The 16,808-nt window shown below is 48.7% G+C and carries 11 protein-coding genes; 10 read left to right on the plus strand and 1 reads right to left on the minus strand.

Features of this window, described 5'->3' with window-relative positions; genetic code table 11:
* Positions 1-19: 19 nt before the first annotated feature.
* The gene (yhgN, locus tag ACJHYR_RS09565) at positions 20-613 is read right to left on the minus strand and encodes an NAAT family transporter YhgN (RefSeq protein WP_001002544.1); all 594 of its coding nucleotides are present in this window, start codon (positions 611-613) and stop codon (positions 20-22) included.
* Positions 614-804: 191 nt separating this feature from the next.
* On the opposite strand from yhgN, the gene asd reads away from it, so the two are divergent.
* The 10 genes from asd (at position 805) to ACJHYR_RS09615 (ending at position 16,804) form a co-directional block, all read left to right on the plus strand.
* Positions 805-1,908 (plus strand): aspartate-semialdehyde dehydrogenase, encoded by a 1,104-nt coding sequence (gene asd, locus ACJHYR_RS09570; RefSeq protein WP_000799956.1) that lies wholly within the window; start codon positions 805-807, stop codon positions 1,906-1,908.
* Between the two features lie 271 nt (positions 1,909-2,179).
* Entirely contained in the window at positions 2,180-4,366 is a 2,187-nt protein-coding gene (glgB, locus tag ACJHYR_RS09575; RefSeq protein WP_001283726.1) for a 1,4-alpha-glucan branching enzyme, read from the plus strand.
* Complete coding sequence (gene glgX / locus ACJHYR_RS09580) at positions 4,363-6,336, plus strand: glycogen debranching protein GlgX (protein ID WP_000192508.1); 1,974 nt, start codon at positions 4,363-4,365, stop codon at positions 6,334-6,336. The genes glgB and glgX overlap by 4 nt, the downstream gene beginning before the upstream one ends.
* A 17-nt stretch (positions 6,337-6,353) precedes the next feature.
* On the plus strand, positions 6,354-7,649 hold the full coding sequence (gene glgC / locus ACJHYR_RS09585) for a glucose-1-phosphate adenylyltransferase (RefSeq protein WP_000253975.1): 1,296 nt from the start codon (positions 6,354-6,356) through the stop codon (positions 7,647-7,649).
* Positions 7,649-9,082, plus strand: coding sequence for a glycogen synthase GlgA (gene glgA / locus ACJHYR_RS09590; protein WP_001197646.1), 1,434 nt, complete (start codon positions 7,649-7,651; stop codon positions 9,080-9,082). Before glgC ends, glgA begins: the two co-directional genes overlap by 1 nt.
* An 18-nt stretch (positions 9,083-9,100) precedes the next feature.
* On the plus strand, positions 9,101-11,548 hold the full coding sequence (gene glgP / locus ACJHYR_RS09595) for a glycogen phosphorylase (RefSeq protein WP_000993440.1): 2,448 nt from the start codon (positions 9,101-9,103) through the stop codon (positions 11,546-11,548).
* Between the two features lie 482 nt (positions 11,549-12,030).
* A complete protein-coding gene (locus tag ACJHYR_RS09600; RefSeq protein ID WP_000671319.1) occupies positions 12,031-12,735 on the plus strand; it encodes a fimbrial protein in 705 nt (234 codons plus the stop codon).
* A gap of 120 nt (positions 12,736-12,855) precedes the next feature.
* Entirely contained in the window at positions 12,856-13,608 is a 753-nt protein-coding gene (locus ACJHYR_RS09605; protein WP_052686605.1) for a fimbria/pilus periplasmic chaperone, read from the plus strand.
* A gap of 41 nt (positions 13,609-13,649) precedes the next feature.
* Complete coding sequence (locus tag ACJHYR_RS09610; protein WP_059327746.1) at positions 13,650-16,241, plus strand: fimbrial biogenesis usher protein; 2,592 nt, start codon at positions 13,650-13,652, stop codon at positions 16,239-16,241.
* Complete coding sequence (locus ACJHYR_RS09615) at positions 16,241-16,804, plus strand: fimbrial protein (protein WP_059327747.1); 564 nt, start codon at positions 16,241-16,243, stop codon at positions 16,802-16,804. The genes ACJHYR_RS09610 and ACJHYR_RS09615 overlap by 1 nt, the downstream gene beginning before the upstream one ends.
* The last annotated feature ends 4 nt before the right edge of the window (positions 16,805-16,808 follow it).

Below are 16,808 nucleotides of genomic sequence, written 5' to 3' on the forward strand. Positions count from 1 at the left end.
TTTCGAAAAACTCTCCTCGTTACCCCTTCATCCACATTCGAATGCCGTCGAGGAACATCTGAGTTGCCATCATCACCAGAATCAATCCCATCAGGCGTTCAAGTGCGTTCACCCCTTTCTCGCCCAGCAGACGTAAAAATAGCGAAGACTGTAGCAGGATGACAAAGGTGCCGCCCCAGGCCAGTAGCAGAGCAATTACCAGATGTCCCATCTGATTCGGGTACTGATGAGACAACAACATCAGCGTGGCGAGAATAGTCGGCCCGGCGACTAACGGAATTGCCAACGGCACGATAAACGGCTCTTCACCTGCCGGAAGCCCGCTGCTATTTCCTGAAGCACTGGGGAAAATCATCTTAATGGCGATCAGAAACAGAATGATGCCGCCAGAAATGGAGACGGTTTCTGCCCGCAGGCTAAGAAATGCCAGAATTTTCTCACCCGCAAACAGGAACACCAGCATCACCAGGAGAGCAATAAGCAACTCTCGCACCATGATTGCCCGCCGTCTTTTCGGTTCAGTATGTTTCAGTACGGACATGAAAATAGGTAGGTTTCCGAGCGGATCCATAATCAGGATCAATAAAACTGCTGCAGAAATGATTTCATTCATAACTCAAATTCCCTGATAATTGCCGCGGACTTTCTGCGTGCTAACAAAGCAGGATAAGTCGCATTACTGATGGCTTCGCTATCATTGATTAATTTCACTTGCGACTTTGGCTGCTTTTTGTATGGTGAAAGATGTGCCAAGAGGAGACCGGCACATTTATACAGCACACATCTTTGCAGGAAAAAACGCTTATGAAAAATGTTGGTTTTATCGGCTGGCGCGGTATGGTCGGCTCCGTTCTCATGCAACGCATGGTTGAAGAGCGCGACTTCGACGCCATTCGCCCTGTCTTCTTTTCTACTTCTCAGCTTGGTCAGGCTGCGCCGTCTTTTGGCGGAACCACTGGCACACTTCAGGATGCCTTTGATCTGGAGGCGCTAAAGGCCCTCGATATCATTGTGACCTGTCAGGGCGGCGATTATACCAACGAAATCTATCCAAAGCTTCGTGAAAGCGGATGGCAAGGTTACTGGATTGACGCAGCATCGTCTCTGCGCATGAAAGATGACGCCATCATCATTCTTGACCCCGTCAATCAGGACGTCATTACCGACGGATTAAATAATGGCATCAGGACTTTTGTTGGCGGTAACTGTACCGTAAGCCTGATGTTGATGTCGTTGGGTGGTTTATTCGCCAATGATCTTGTTGATTGGGTGTCCGTTGCCACCTACCAGGCCGCTTCCGGCGGTGGTGCGCGACATATGCGTGAGTTATTAACCCAGATGGGCCATCTGTATGGCCATGTGGCAGATGAACTCGCGACCCCGTCCTCTGCTATTCTCGATATCGAACGCAAAGTCACAACTTTAACCCGTAGCGGTGAGCTGCCGGTGGATAACTTTGGCGTGCCGCTGGCGGGTAGCCTGATTCCGTGGATCGACAAACAGCTCGATAACGGTCAGAGCCGCGAAGAATGGAAAGGGCAGGCGGAAACCAACAAGATCCTCAACACATCTTCCGTAATTCCGGTAGATGGTTTATGTGTGCGTGTCGGGGCATTGCGCTGCCACAGCCAGGCATTCACTATTAAATTGAAAAAAGATGTGTCTATTCCGACCGTGGAAGAACTGCTGGCTGCGCACAATCCGTGGGCGAAAGTCGTTCCGAACGATCGGGAAATCACTATGCGTGAGCTAACCCCAGCTGCCGTTACCGGCACGCTGACCACGCCGGTAGGCCGCCTGCGTAAGCTGAATATGGGACCAGAGTTCCTGTCAGCCTTTACCGTGGGCGACCAGCTGCTGTGGGGGGCCGCGGAGCCGCTGCGTCGGATGCTTCGTCAACTGGCGTAATCTTTATTCATTAAATCTGGGGCGCGATGCCGCCCTGTTAGTGCGTAATACAGGAGTAAGCGCAGATGTTTCATGATTTACCGGGAGTTAAATAGAGCATTGGCTATTCTTTAAGGGTGGCGGAATACATGAGTATTCACAGCCTTACCTGAAGTGAGGACGACGCAGAGAGGATGCACAGAGTGCTGCGCCGTTCAGGTCAAAAAAATGTCACAACCAGAAGTCAAAAATCCAGTTGGATGGGGTGACACAATAAAACAGGAAGACAAGCATGTCCGATCGTATCGATAGAGACGTGATTAACGCGCTAATTGCAGGCCATTTTGCGGATCCTTTTTCCGTACTGGGGATGCATAAAACCACCGCGGGACTGGAAGTCCGTGCCCTTTTACCCGACGCTACCGATGTGTGGGTGATTGAACCGAAAACCGGGCGCAAACTCGCAAAACTGGAGTGTCTCGACTCCCGTGGATTCTTTAGCGGTGTCATTCCGCGACGTAAGAATTTTTTCCGCTATCAGTTGGCTGTTGTCTGGCATGGTCAGCAAAACCTGATAGATGATCCTTACCGTTTTGGTCCGCTAATCCAGGAAATGGATGCCTGGCTATTATCTGAAGGTACTCACCTGCGCCCGTATGAAACCTTAGGCGCGCATGCAGATACTATGGATGGCGTCACAGGTACGCGTTTTTCTGTCTGGGCTCCAAACGCCCGTCGGGTCTCGGTGGTTGGGCAATTCAACTACTGGGACGGTCGCCGTCATCCGATGCGCCTGCGTAAAGAGAGCGGCATCTGGGAACTGTTTATCCCTGGGGCGCATAACGGTCAGCTCTATAAATACGAGATGATTGATGCCAATGGCAACTTGCGTCTGAAGTCCGACCCTTATGCCTTCGAAGCGCAAATGCGCCCGGAAACCGCGTCTCTTATTTGCGGGCTACCGGAAAAGGTTGTGCAGACTGAAGAGCGCAAAAAAGCGAATCAGTTTGATGCGCCAATCTCTATTTATGAAGTTCACCTGGGCTCCTGGCGTCGCCACACCGACAACAATTTCTGGTTAAGCTACCGCGAGCTGGCCGATCAACTGGTGCCTTATGCTAAATGGATGGGCTTTACCCACCTCGAACTGCTGCCCATTAACGAGCATCCGTTCGATGGCAGTTGGGGTTATCAGCCAACCGGCCTGTATGCACCGACCCGCCGTTTTGGTACCCGCGACGACTTCCGTTATTTCATTGATGCCGCACACGCAGCTGGTCTGAACGTGATTCTCGACTGGGTGCCAGGCCACTTCCCGACCGATGACTTTGCGCTTGCCGAATTTGATGGCACGAACTTGTATGAACACAGCGATCCGCGCGAAGGCTATCATCAGGACTGGAATACGCTGATCTACAACTATGGTCGCCGTGAAGTCAGTAACTTCCTTGTCGGTAACGCGCTTTACTGGATCGAACGTTTTGGTATTGATGCGCTGCGCGTCGATGCGGTGGCGTCAATGATTTATCGCGACTACAGCCGTAAAGAGGGGGAGTGGATCCCGAACGAATTTGGCGGGCGCGAGAATCTTGAAGCGATTGAATTCTTGCGTAATACCAACCGTATTCTTGGTGAGCAGGTTTCCGGTGCGGTGACAATGGCGGAGGAGTCTACCGATTTCCCTGGCGTTTCTCGTCCGCAGGACATGGGCGGTCTGGGCTTCTGGTACAAGTGGAACCTAGGCTGGATGCATGACACCCTGGACTACATGAAGCTCGACCCGGTTTATCGTCAGTATCATCACGATAAACTGACCTTCGGGATGCTCTACAACTACACTGAAAACTTCGTCCTGCCGTTGTCGCATGATGAAGTGGTCCACGGTAAAAAATCGATTCTCGACCGGATGCCGGGCGACGCATGGCAGAAATTCGCTAACCTGCGCGCCTACTACGGCTGGATGTGGGCATTCCCGGGCAAGAAACTGCTGTTCATGGGGAACGAATTTGCCCAGGGCCGCGAGTGGAACCATGACGCCAGCCTCGACTGGCATCTGTTGGAAGGCGGCGATAACTGGCACCACGGTGTCCAGCGTCTGGTGCGCGATCTGAACCTCACCTACCGCCACCATAAAGCGATGCATGAACTGGATTTTGACCCGTACGGTTTTGAATGGCTGGTAGTGGATGACAAAGAACGCTCGGTGCTGATCTTTGTGCGTCGCGATAAAGAGGGTAACGAAATCATCGTTGCCAGTAACTTTACTCCGGTGCCGCGTCATGATTATCGCTTCGGCATTAACCAGCCGGGCAAATGGCGTGAAATCCTCAATACCGATTCCATGCACTATCACGGCAGTAATGCCGGCAATGGCGGCACGGTACACAGCGATGAGATTGCCAGCCACGGTCGTCAGCATTCATTAAGCCTGACACTACCACCGCTGGCCACTATCTGGCTGGTTCGGGAGGCAGAATGACACAACTCGCCATTGGCAAACCCGCACCCCTCGGCGCGCATTACGACGGTCAGGGCGTCAACTTCACACTTTTCTCCGCTCATGCCGAGCGGGTAGAACTGTGTATCTTTGACGCCAATGGCCAGGAACATCGCTATGACTTGCCAGGGCACAGTGGCGACATTTGGCACGGTTATCTGCCGGATGCGCGTCCGGGTTTGCGTTATGGTTATCGCGTTCATGGCCCCTGGCAACCCGCCGAGGGGCATCGCTTTAACCCGGCGAAGTTGTTGATTGATCCTTGCGCGCGGCAAATTGACGGGGAATTTAAAGATAACCCGCTGCTGCACGCCGGTCATAATGAACCTGACTATCGCGACAACGCCGCCATTGCGCCGAAATGCGTAGTGGTGGTTGATCACTATGACTGGGAAGATGATGCCCCGCCGCGCACGCCGTGGGGCAGCACCATCATTTATGAAGCCCATGTCAAAGGATTAACGTACCTGCATCCGGAGATCCCGGTCGAGATCCGTGGCACTTATAAAGCCCTGGGGCATCCGGTGATGATCAACTATTTGAAACAGTTGGGCATTACCGCGCTGGAACTGCTGCCGGTGGCGCAGTTTGCCAGCGAACCACGCCTGCAACGTATGGGTCTAAGTAACTACTGGGGTTATAACCCGGTGGCGATGTTTGCGCTGCATCCGGCGTATGCCTGCTCCCCAGAAACGGCGCTGGATGAGTTTCGCGATGCAATCAAAGCACTGCATAAAGCGGGTATCGAAGTCATTCTTGATATCGTGCTCAACCATAGTGCGGAACTGGACCTCGACGGCCCGTTATTCTCTCTGCGTGGGATCGACAACCGTAGCTATTATTGGATAAGAGAAGACGGCGATTATCACAACTGGACCGGTTGTGGCAACACGCTCAATTTGAGTCATCCGGCGGTAGTGGATTATGCCAGCGCTTGCCTGCGTTATTGGGTAGAAACCTGCCACGTCGATGGTTTCCGCTTTGATCTGGCGGCAGTCATGGGCCGTACGCCAGAGTTCCGTCAGGATGCGCCGTTGTTTACCGCTATCCAGAACTGCCCGGTGCTCTCGCAGGTGAAGTTAATTGCTGAACCGTGGGATATTGCTCCTGGTGGTTATCAGGTGGGAAATTTCCCGCCGCTGTTTGCCGAGTGGAACGATCATTTCCGCGATGCTGCCCGTCGTTTCTGGCTTCATTATGATTTGCCTCTGGGGGCGTTTGCCGGGCGTTTTGCTGCCTCCAGCGATGTTTTTAAACGTAATGGTCGTCTGCCGAGTGCCGCGATTAATCTCGTCACCGCGCATGACGGTTTTACGCTTCGCGACTGCGTTTGCTTCAACCATAAACATAATGAAGCAAACGGAGAAGAAAATCGCGACGGGACCAACAACAATTACAGTAACAATCATGGTAAAGAAGGGTTAGGCGGTACTCTTGACCTGGTTGAACGGCGTCGCGACAGCATTCACGCCCTGTTAACAACGTTGTTGCTCTCCCAGGGTACGCCGATGTTACTGGCCGGTGACGAACATGGTCACAGCCAGCATGGCAATAACAATGCCTACTGTCAGGATAACCAATTAACCTGGTTGGACTGGTCGCAGGCAAGCAGTGGTTTAACCGCATTTACCGCCGCGTTAATCCATCTGCGCAAGCGCATTCCCGCTTTGGTGGAGAATCGCTGGTGGGAAGAAGGCGACGGCAATGTCCGTTGGCTAAATCGATATGCTCAACCTTTAAGCACGGATGAGTGGCAAAACGGGCCGAAACAGCTGCAAATTCTGCTCTCGGATCGCTTTTTGATCGCAATTAACGCCACGCTTGAGGTAACAGAGATTGTTTTACCTGCTGGGGAGTGGCACGCCATTCCCCCATTCGCTGGAGAGGATAACCCAGTGATTACGGCTGTCTGGCAGGGACCTGCACACGGATTGTGTGTGTTCCAGAGATGATAAAAAAGGAGTTAGTCATGGTTAGTTTAGAGAAGAACGATCACTTAATGTTGGCGCGCCAGCTGCCATTGAAATCTGTTGCCCTGATACTGGCGGGAGGACGTGGTACCCGCCTGAAGGATTTAACCAATAAGCGAGCAAAACCGGCCGTACACTTCGGCGGTAAGTTCCGCATTATCGACTTTGCGCTGTCTAACTGCATCAACTCCGGGATCCGTCGTATGGGCGTAATCACCCAGTACCAGTCCCACACTCTGGTGCAGCACATTCAGCGCGGCTGGTCATTCTTCAATGAAGAAATGAACGAGTTTGTCGATCTGCTGCCAGCACAGCAGAGAATGAAAGGGGAAAACTGGTATCGCGGCACCGCAGATGCAGTTACCCAAAACCTCGACATTATCCGCCGTTATAAAGCGGAATACGTGGTGATCCTGGCGGGCGACCATATCTACAAGCAAGACTACTCGCGTATGCTTATTGACCACGTCGAAAAAGGCGCACGTTGCACCGTTGCTTGTATGCCAGTACCGATTGAAGAAGCCTCCGCATTTGGCGTTATGGCGGTTGATGAGAACGATAAAATTATCGAATTCGTTGAAAAACCTGCTAACCCACCGTCAATGCCGAACGATCCGAGCAAATCTCTGGCGAGTATGGGTATCTACGTCTTTGACGCCGACTATCTGTATGAACTGCTGGAAGAAGACGATCGCGATGAGAACTCCAGCCACGACTTTGGCAAAGATTTGATTCCCAAGATCACCGAAGCCGGTCTGGCCTATGCACACCCATTCCCGCTCTCTTGCGTACAATCCGACCCGGATGCCGAGCCGTACTGGCGCGATGTGGGTACGCTGGAAGCTTACTGGAAAGCGAACCTCGATCTGGCCTCTGTGGTGCCGGAACTGGATATGTACGATCGCAATTGGCCAATTCGCACCTACAATGAATCATTACCGCCAGCGAAATTCGTGCAGGATCGCTCCGGTAGCCACGGGATGACCCTTAACTCACTGGTATCCGGCGGTTGTGTGATCTCCGGTTCGGTGGTGGTGCAGTCCGTTCTGTTCTCGCGCGTTCGCGTGAATTCATTCTGCAACATTGATTCCGCCGTATTGTTACCGGAAGTATGGGTAGGTCGCTCGTGCCGTCTGCGCCGCTGCGTCATCGATCGTGCTTGTGTTATTCCGGAAGGCATGGTGATTGGTGAAAACGCAGAGGAAGATGCACGTCGTTTCTATCGTTCAGAAGAAGGCATCGTGCTGGTAACGCGCGAAATGCTACGGAAGTTAGGGCATAAACAGGAGCGATAATGCAGGTTTTACATGTATGTTCAGAGATGTTCCCGCTGCTTAAAACCGGCGGTCTGGCTGATGTTATTGGGGCATTACCCGCAGCACAAATCGCAGATGGCGTTGACGCTCGCGTACTGTTGCCTGCATTTCCCGATATTCGCCGTGGCGTGACCGATGCGCAGGTAGTATCCCGACGTGATACCTTCGCCGGACATATCACGCTGTTGTTCGGTCATTACAACGGGGTTGGCATTTACCTGATTGACGCGCCGCATCTCTATGATCGTCCGGGAAGCCCGTATCACGATACCAACTTATTTGCCTATACCGACAACGTATTGCGTTTTGCGCTGCTGGGGTGGGTTGGGGCAGAAATGGCCAGCGGGCTTGACCCATTCTGGCGTCCTGATGTGGTGCATGCGCACGACTGGCATGCAGGCCTTGCGCCTGCGTATCTGGCGGCGCGCGGGCGTCCGGCGAAGTCGGTGTTTACTGTGCACAACCTGGCCTATCAAGGCATGTTTTATGCACATCACATGAATGACATCCAATTGCCATGGTCATTCTTTAATATTCATGGGCTGGAATTCAACGGACAAATCTCTTTTCTGAAGGCCGGTCTGTACTATGCCGATCACATTACGGCAGTCAGTCCAACCTACGCTCGCGAGATCACCGAACCGCAGTTTGCCTACGGTATGGAAGGTCTGTTGCAACAGCGTCACCGTGAAGGGCGTCTTTCCGGCGTACTGAACGGCGTGGACGAGAAAATCTGGAGTCCAGAGACGGACTTACTGTTGGCCTCGCGTTACACCCGCGATACGTTGGAAGATAAAGCGGAAAATAAGCGCCAGTTACAAATCGCAATGGGGCTTAAGGTTGACGATAAAGTGCCGCTTTTTGCAGTGGTGAGCCGTCTGACCAGCCAGAAAGGTCTCGACCTGGTGCTGGAGGCCTTACCGGGTCTTCTGGAGCAGGGCGGGCAACTGGCGCTACTCGGCGCGGGCGATCCTGTGCTGCAGGAAGGTTTCCTTGCGGCGGCAGCGGAATACCCCGGCCAGGTGGGCGTTCAGATTGGCTATCACGAAGCATTTTCGCATCGCATTATGGGCGGCGCGGACGTCATTCTGGTGCCCAGCCGTTTTGAACCGTGCGGCTTAACGCAACTTTATGGATTGAAGTACGGTACGCTGCCGTTAGTGCGGCGCACCGGTGGGCTTGCTGATACGGTTTCTGATTGTTCTCTTGAGAACCTTGCAGATGGCGTCGCCAGTGGGTTTGTCTTTGAAGATAGTAATGCCTGGTCGCTGTTACGGGCTATTCGACGTGCTTTTGTACTGTGGTCCCGTCCTTCACTGTGGCGGTTTGTGCAACGTCAGGCTATGGCAATGGATTTTAGCTGGCAGGTCGCGGCGAAGTCGTACCGTGAGCTTTACTATCGCTTGAAATAGTTTTCAGGAAACGCCTATATGAATGCTCCGTTTACATATTCATCGCCCACGCTTAGCGTAGAAGCTCTTAAGCACTCTATCGCTTACAAGCTGATGTTTACGATTGGAAAGGACCCGGTCGTCGCCAATAAACATGAATGGCTGAACGCAACGTTATTTGCTGTGCGCGATCGTCTCGTGGAGCGCTGGTTACGTTCAAACCGTGCCCAGTTGTCGCAAGAAACTCGTCAGGTTTACTACCTGTCGATGGAGTTTTTGATTGGCCGTACGCTTTCCAACGCCATGTTGTCGCTAGGAATTTACGAAGATGTACAGGGCGCACTGGAAGCGATGGGGTTAAATCTCGAAGAGCTGATTGATGAAGAAAATGACCCGGGCCTCGGTAACGGTGGCCTGGGACGTCTGGCGGCTTGCTTCCTCGATTCTCTGGCGACGTTAGGGTTGCCGGGGCGCGGTTACGGCATCCGCTATGACTACGGTATGTTCAAGCAGAACATCGTTAACGGTAGCCAGAAAGAGTCGCCAGACTACTGGCTGGAATACGGTAACCCGTGGGAATTCAAACGCCACAACACGCGCTATAAAGTCCGTTTTGGCGGTCGCATTCAGCAGGAAGGTAAAAAAACGCGCTGGATTGAAACCGAAGAGATTCTGGGCGTGGCTTACGATCAGATTATCCCGGGTTACGACACTGACGCGACCAACACGCTGCGTTTGTGGAGTGCGCAAGCCAGTAGCGAAATTAACCTCGGTAAATTCAACCAGGGTGACTACTTCGCGGCAGTGGAAGATAAAAACCACTCCGAGAACGTATCTCGCGTACTGTATCCGGACGACTCCACCTACTCCGGGCGTGAGCTGCGCCTGCGTCAGGAATACTTCCTGGTTTCCTCGACCATTCAGGACATTTTAAGCCGCCATTATCAGTTGCATAAAACCTACGATAACCTGGCGGATAAAATCGCGATTCATCTCAACGATACCCATCCGGTGTTGTCGATTCCTGAGTTGATGCGCCTGCTGATTGATGAGCACCAATTTAGTTGGGACGACGCGTTTGGGGTCTGTTGCGAGGTTTTCTCTTACACCAACCACACGCTGATGAGCGAGGCGCTGGAAACCTGGCCGGTTGATATGCTGGGTAAAATTCTGCCGCGTCATCTGCAGATCATCTTTGAAATTAATGACTATTTCCTGAAAACCTTGCAGGAACAGTATCCGAACGATACCGATCTGCTGGGACGGGCGTCGATCATTGATGAATCCAACGGTCGTCGTGTGCGTATGGCCTGGCTGGCGGTTGTGGTGAGCCACAAAGTTAACGGTGTATCGGAACTGCACTCTAACCTGATGGTGCAATCGTTGTTTGCCGACTTTGCGAAAATCTTCCCGGGTCGTTTCACCAACGTTACCAACGGTGTGACCCCGCGTCGCTGGCTGGCGGTAGCGAACCCATCGCTTTCAGCTGTGCTGGACGAACACCTGGGCCGTAACTGGCGCACCGACCTTAGCCTGCTTAATGAGCTGCAACAACACTGTGATTTCCCAATGGTTAATCACGCGGTGCATCAGGCGAAGCTGGAGAACAAAAAGCGTCTGGCGGAGTATATCGCCCAGCAGCTGAATGTGGTGGTGAATCCAAAGGCGTTGTTCGATGTGCAAATCAAACGTATTCACGAATACAAACGTCAATTGATGAATGTGTTGCACGTGATCACCCGCTATAACCGCATCAAGGCCGACCCGGATGCGAAGTGGGTACCGCGCGTGAATATTTTTGGCGGTAAGGCGGCTTCAGCCTATTACATGGCGAAGCACATTATTCATTTGATCAATGACGTAGCGAAAGTGATCAACAACGATCCGCAGATTGGCGACAAGCTGAAAGTCGTGTTCATCCCGAACTACAGCGTTAGCCTGGCGCAGTTGATCATTCCGGCGGCCGATCTGTCTGAACAGATTTCGCTGGCGGGGACGGAAGCTTCCGGCACCAGTAACATGAAGTTTGCGCTTAACGGCGCGCTGACCATCGGTACGCTGGACGGTGCGAATGTCGAGATGCTGGATCATGTCGGTGCTGACAATATCTTTATCTTTGGTAATACAGCGGAAGAAGTGGAAGAACTGCGTCGTCAGGGCTACAAACCGCGTGAATACTACGAGAAAGATGAGGAGCTGCATCAGGTGCTGACGCAAATCGGCAGCGGTGTATTCAGTCCGGAAGATCCGGGTCGCTATCGCGATCTGGTTGATTCGCTGATCAACTTCGGCGATCACTACCAGGTACTGGCGGATTATCGCAGCTATGTCGATTGTCAGGATAAAGTCGACGAACTCTACGAGCTTCAGGAAGAGTGGACCGCAAAAGCGATGCTAAACATTGCCAATATGGGCTACTTCTCTTCTGACCGTACGATCAAAGAGTACGCCGATCATATCTGGCATATTGATCCAGTGAGATTGTAAGTTCGCAAAGTGGTAACTGCCGTGTGTTCTCTTAAAGCTATCGTTAATGGGCACACGGCATTTTTATATCAGATAAACGATATGTCATGACAATTTACAGACAGTATCGATATATAATTCATATTTATTAATTTTTAATAATGATTCTCATCTGAGTATGTATCATACAATAAGCATTATAAATAACTAATAAATTATTTATTATATTTATATATTGCCCCACTCTTCAGTTATCCTGTCTAAAATAAATCTCTTTGTTTTCAAATGACTGTATTTTTATATAAAGTCAATCATTGCGAGCATGGATTCTTTTAGTTATATTACCAAGCAGCTCATATAATATTTTCAAGCCATTCTATCTCTTATTTTTTCTGTGGTTAACTACACCAGCTTTATTCATTTAAATAATTTGACTTATTAAAGCTGAATGTAAAAATAATCGCCAATATTGCTTGGATTTTTTAACAAAAGGAAAGGTATAAATGAAATTCAATCTATCTAATTTATCCGCAGTTTTACTCGCATCAGGTATGCTGATGTCAACTGTAGTAACCGCTGCGCCAGGCGATGCATCACAATTTGGTGGTGCGGATACAGACTGGAGCACCGTTGATTATCCAAAACTCACCGATATGGATAACAACACCGATGCGATGGGCGGAAACATCCGCTTTACTGGTCGTGTGGTTAAAGCGACGTGTAAGGTTGCTACAGAATCGAAACAGATTGAAGTGGTACTGCCAGTCGTACCTTCTAACGCTTTCACGGGCATTGATACCGAAGCAACGGGTGCCAGTAACCAGACTGACTTCAACATTAAACTGACTGATTGTAGCAATACGGACAGTCAAAATATTGAATTTCGTTTTACTGGCGTAGCAGACGGTGCCAACCAGACGCTTGCCAATGAAGTGGAAGGAGCTGCTGATGCTGATGGTACTGGCGAAGCGGGAGCTACGGGTGTAGGGATTCGTATTTATTCTAAAAACACGACAACTGATGGCCTGATTAAGCTGAACACACAAACTCCCCAGGGGAGTAGTTCTTCCGCAGCCTACGTGATTCCTGGCGATGCTGCCACTCATGATTTTACTGCGGCATTTACCGCGGGCTATGCTCAGAACGGTAGTACCGTTGCACCAGGTCTGGTGAAATCGACGGCAAGTTTCGTCGTGCTGTACGAATAATTACAGCAAGATAATTTCAGGTTACAGTTACTTGTAACCTGAAATTAATATTACATGTTTATTGTAATAAATAGACACGTATCAGTAATTAAAAATTAGTTTCATCTACAAGGATGCAGTATGAGATGGATTTCAAAAAATAAATGTTTTTCGAATAGAAACATTAATTCTTTGCTGAAGACCCAATATGTCATAAGGGCCGGTGCTCTATTTTTACTATCCGCCATATCTATCAATGCTATTGCTGCGGGTGGCTTCGGTCTTGGTTCTACGCGTCTGGTTTATCCATCTGACAGTCAGCAAATTACGCTAAGTGTACAGAATGGTGGGGCTAACACCAGCTATTTAATCCAGTCATGGATTGATGACAATCAAAGCAGTAAAAAAAGTCAGGATTTTGTGGTTACGCCTCCTTTATTTATGTTACCAACGCGAAAAGAAGCCTCATTGAGGATAATGTTTATTGGTAAATCACAGTTACCGACTGATCGCGAAACATTATTCTGGATGAATGTGAAAGCGATTCCGCCAACGGATGAGAAGAATACCCAGAAAAACACGTTACAACTGGCGTTACAAAACAGAATTAAATTATTTTACCGTCCGACTAATTTACCCGTTCAAGCTGGTAAAGCACGGGATATGCTGCGATTTAAATACGAAGGTAAACAGCTGAGAGTCATTAACCCTTCTCCCTATTATCTGACGGTGACTGGAATCAGGGTGCAAGGGGCAAAATTACCTAATGCGTTTGTTCCACCGAAAAGTGACGTAACAGTGTCTTCACCAGTGACGTTAGCCGGTGAAATTACTTATCAAACTATCAATGATTACGGTGCCACAACGGCCAGGCAAAAGGGAACGTTGCAATAAACCTGGAAGATTAGAACGTTAAAGCAACTCAGGTCAGGGATATGAACCTAAAGCTCAAAAAACTCGAACACTGGATAGCAAGGCACAAGCAGATGGGACGGAGTATACCGCTCCTGCTCACACTTTTGCCTGCGTGTTCAGTGGCGGGTATGCGCTTTAACCCTGCATTCCTGTCGGGTGATACAGAAGCTGTTGCTGATTTATCTCGTTTTGAGAAAGGGATGACATATCTACCTGGTAGTTATGAGGTTGAAATATGGGTCAATGATTCGCCTTTGACATCACGTAAGGTTACTTTCAAAGCTGATGAGCAGAATCAGTTGATCCCCTGTTTTTCGCTCGATGAGTTAGTTACTTTAGGAATTAACAAAAGTGCATTGCCGGAACAGGCGCAAGCAGAGGGAAATAATTGTCTCGATTTACGTATATGGTTCGCAGAAGTTCAATACACTCCTGAACTGGATGCGCAACGACTCAAACTGACCTTTCCGCAGGCAATATTAAAGCATGAAGCCCGTGGTTATATTCCACCTGAGGAATGGGATAATGGTATCCCGGCCATTCTTATTAATTATGATTTTTCTGGCAACAGTGATCGTGGAGACTATGCGTCTGATAGTTATTATTTAAATCTCCGTTCAGGTTTAAATTTAGGGGCGTGGCGTTTTCGCGATTATTCTACATGGAGTCGTTCAGGTAATTCACCGGGTAAAATTGCACATGTGAGTAGTACGTTACAACGAGTAATTATTCCTTTTAAAAGTGAATTAACACTAGGTGATACCTGGTCTTCATCGGATGTTTTCGACAGTGTGAGTATTCGTGGTGCTAAACTTGAATCCGATGAAAACATGCTACCCGATAGCCAAAGTGGTTTTGCCCCCACTGTGCGCGGTATTGCTAAAAGCAATGCTCAGGTAACGATCAAACAAAATGGCTATGTTATTTATCAGACATATACTCCACCGGGACCCTTTGAAATCAACGATCTGAACCCTACGTCTTCCGCTGGGGATTTGGAAGTTACGATCAAAGAGTCTGATAATTCCGAAACTATCTATACCATTCCTTACGCCGCTGTTCCCATTCTTCAACGCGAAGGGCATATTAAATATTCGGCAACTGCCGGTAAATATCGTAGCAATAGCTATAATCAAAACAGTCCGAATGTCTTTCAAGGAGATTTGATTTGGGGGTTACCCTGGGATATTACCGCCTACGGAGGGATGCAATACTCAAATAATTATCGGGCAATAGCACTCGGGCTTGGGTTCAACCTTGGTATGTTTGGTGCGACGTCATTTGATTTAACGCAAGCCAATAGCACGCTTGCCGATGGCAGTAAACATCAAGGGCAATCGTACCGTTTCCTATATTCAAAATCGTTAGTGCAGACAGGTACGGCTTTTCAGATTATTGGTTATCGCTATTCGACGGAGGGATTTTATTCGTTGAGTGATACCACATACAAACAAATGTCGGGTACGGTTATCGATCCAGATACCCTTAATGAAAAAGACTATGTTTATAACTGGAATGATTTTTATAATTTACGTTATAACAAAAGAGGAAAGTTTCAGGCAAATATATCGCAACCATTGGGCGAATATGGCTCTATGTATTTGGCGGCAAGTCAACAAACTTACTGGAATACGAATAATAAAGATACCTTGTATCAGGTCGGCTATAATACGAGTGTACATGGGATTTATTTAAATATTGCTTATAATTATAGTAAGTCACCAGGTTCAGATGCGGACAGAATCTTATCCGTAAATGTCTCATTGCCGATCAGCAATTGGTTATCACTAGCTGTCGATGGGCGTACTGCGACAAATTCTATGACAGCAACTTATGGTTATAGTCAGGATAATAGCGGTCATGTAAATCAGTATGCCGGAGTATCTGGATCGCTGCTGGAACAACATAATCTCAACTATAATATTCAACAAAATTTTGCCAACCAGAATAATGGCGAAAATGGCTCGGTAGGGATAAATTACCGTGGTACATATGGTTCACTAAATTCTGGATACAGCTACGATAATAATGGTAACCAGCAATTTAACTATGGTTTAAGTGGTGCCCTGGTTATTCACGAAAATGGTCTCACGTTAAGCCAGCCGTTAGGAGAAACAAATATACTGATAAAAGCACCTGGGGCAAACAATGTAAATGTGGAACGCGGAACGGGGGTTAAAACAGACTGGCGTGGCTATGCTGTCGTACCTTATGCCACGGAATATCGGCGTAATAATATCTCTTTAGACCCTATGTCTATGAGTATGCATACAGAATTAGATGCTACTACTATGGAAGTGATACCCAGCAAAGGTGCTTTAGTTCGTGCTGAGTTTAATGCACATGTCGGTATTCGAGGTTTATTTAATGTTCACTATCGTAATAAACCAGTTCCATTTGGTGCGACGGTCAGTGTACCCACTGAGGGGACAACTCAGATTACAGGAATAGTGGGTGACAGTGGGCAGGTTTATCTCTCCGGTTTGCCTTTACAAGGCATAATAAATATACAGTGGGGAGAAAGTGCTTATCAGCAATGTCGGGCAAGTTATCAATTACCGAAAAGCGAACTGGATAATGCCATTAGCTATGCAAATCTGGAGTGCCGCTAATGAATATATTACAAAAATTTATTCTATTAATGTTTAGATCATTGTTCATGATGGTGATTTCATATAACGCACTGGCTAACGATACTGTAGTGGTCACATTTACAGGACAATTATTAGCAAAAACGTGTGATATTACAACTGGAAGTAAAGACCAGCCAGTAAACATGGGAACTTATGACGTCAATGATTTTTTGAATGTAGGGGATGTTTCTGGCAGCCATACATTTACGATCAATCTGGAAGGATGTCCTACAACAACCAGTACTGTTTATAGTTCAGGAGTAAGTGCTAATGTGCAGTTAGCCGGGGATGCTGATGCTATAAATACCACTTTATTACGCCTTACTTCCAGCGCGGATAGTGCAACTGGAGTGGGCATCGAAATTTTAGACAGTAATGATAAAATTATAGCAATTAATAGTGAGTCAGGATTCAAAGAGTTAATTTTAAATAATAATGGCGATGCCAGTTTAACCTTTAAACTCCGCTATAAGTCAACTCAGCAAAACGTACATGCGGGACAGGCGAACGCACTATTGTACTTTGATATAGACTATCAGTGAGGTT

The sequence above is a fragment of the Escherichia sp. WS1450 genome (assembly GCF_046487395.1).
Taxonomy (GTDB): domain Bacteria; phylum Pseudomonadota; class Gammaproteobacteria; order Enterobacterales; family Enterobacteriaceae; genus Escherichia; species Escherichia coli.

What these genes read in the sequence shown, in the direction of transcription:
- yhgN (WP_001002544.1), bottom strand. Translation starts at nt 613, where the DNA reads ATGAATGAAATCATTTCTGCAGCAGTTTTATTGATCCTGATTATGGAT.
- asd (WP_000799956.1), top strand. Translation starts at nt 805, where the DNA reads ATGAAAAATGTTGGTTTTATCGGCTGGCGCGGTATGGTCGGCTCCGTT.
- glgB (WP_001283726.1), top strand. Translation starts at nt 2,180, where the DNA reads ATGTCCGATCGTATCGATAGAGACGTGATTAACGCGCTAATTGCAGGC.
- glgX (WP_000192508.1), top strand. Translation starts at nt 4,363, where the DNA reads ATGACACAACTCGCCATTGGCAAACCCGCACCCCTCGGCGCGCATTAC.
- glgC (WP_000253975.1), top strand. Translation starts at nt 6,354, where the DNA reads ATGGTTAGTTTAGAGAAGAACGATCACTTAATGTTGGCGCGCCAGCTG.
- glgA (WP_001197646.1), top strand. Translation starts at nt 7,649, where the DNA reads ATGCAGGTTTTACATGTATGTTCAGAGATGTTCCCGCTGCTTAAAACC.
- glgP (WP_000993440.1), top strand. Translation starts at nt 9,101, where the DNA reads ATGAATGCTCCGTTTACATATTCATCGCCCACGCTTAGCGTAGAAGCT.
- ACJHYR_RS09600 (WP_000671319.1), top strand. Translation starts at nt 12,031, where the DNA reads ATGAAATTCAATCTATCTAATTTATCCGCAGTTTTACTCGCATCAGGT.
- ACJHYR_RS09605 (WP_052686605.1), top strand. Translation starts at nt 12,856, where the DNA reads ATGAGATGGATTTCAAAAAATAAATGTTTTTCGAATAGAAACATTAAT.
- ACJHYR_RS09610 (WP_059327746.1), top strand. Translation starts at nt 13,650, where the DNA reads ATGAACCTAAAGCTCAAAAAACTCGAACACTGGATAGCAAGGCACAAG.
- ACJHYR_RS09615 (WP_059327747.1), top strand. Translation starts at nt 16,241, where the DNA reads ATGAATATATTACAAAAATTTATTCTATTAATGTTTAGATCATTGTTC.